Below are 810 nucleotides of genomic sequence, written 5' to 3' on the forward strand. Positions count from 1 at the left end.
CGTTCCAGATCCGCACCGTTCCGTCGTCGGAGGCGCTGGCCAGCCAGGAGTTGTCCGAGGAGATCGCCACCGCGTTCACCCCGCTGATGCGGCTGGTCAGGATGGTGCGCAGCGTGCCGTCGGTGTTCCAGATTCGTACGGTTCCGTCGCGGGAGGCGCTGGCCAGCCAGGAGCCGTCTGGGGAGATCGCCACCCCCTTCACCCCGCCGATACGGCCGGTCAAGGTGGTAAGCAGACCTCCGTCGGCTCCCCAGATTCGTACGGTTCCGTCGCGGGATGTGCTGGCCAGCCAGGAGCCGTCCGCGACGATCGCCACCCCCTTCACTCCGCCGGTGTGGCCGGTGAGGGCGGTTCGTGGGGTGCCGTCGGTGTTCCAGGTTCGTACGGTCCCGTCGCGGGAGGCGCTGGCCAGCCAGGAGTTGTCCGAGGAGATCGCCACCGCGTTCACCCAGTCGGTGTGGCCGGTGATTGTGGAACGCAGACCTCCGTCGGCTCCCCAGGTTCGTACGGTTCCGTCCTGGGAGGCGCTGGCCAGCCAGGAGCCGTCTGGGGAGATCGCCACCGCGTTCACCTCGCCGGTGTGGCCGGTGAGGGTGGTTCGTGGGGTGCCGTCGGCTTCCCAGGTTCGTACGGTTCCGTCCTGGGAGGCGCTGGCCAGCCAGGAGCCGTCTGGGGAGATCGCCACCGCGTTCACTCCGCCGGTGTGGCCGGTGAGGGTCACGTCCAGCGAAGTGGTGTATGAGCTGACCTTCGCGTGATCCTGTTTCTGCAGGTTAAGCGGTAAGTGTCTGCGGTAGCGGATTATGGGCC

The 810-nt window shown here is 67.8% G+C and carries 1 protein-coding gene; it reads right to left on the bottom strand.

Annotated elements, in window-relative coordinates; all coding sequences use genetic code 11:
* Nucleotides 1–685: WD40 repeat domain-containing protein (locus tag ABZ463_RS37495; protein WP_362784042.1), on the bottom strand; the 685-nt coding region annotated here is incomplete at its 3' end.
* Nucleotides 686–810: the final 125 nt, after the last annotated feature.

This window comes from Streptosporangium sp. NPDC020145 (assembly GCF_040631275.1).
Lineage (GTDB): Bacteria > Actinomycetota > Actinomycetes > Streptosporangiales > Streptosporangiaceae > Streptosporangium.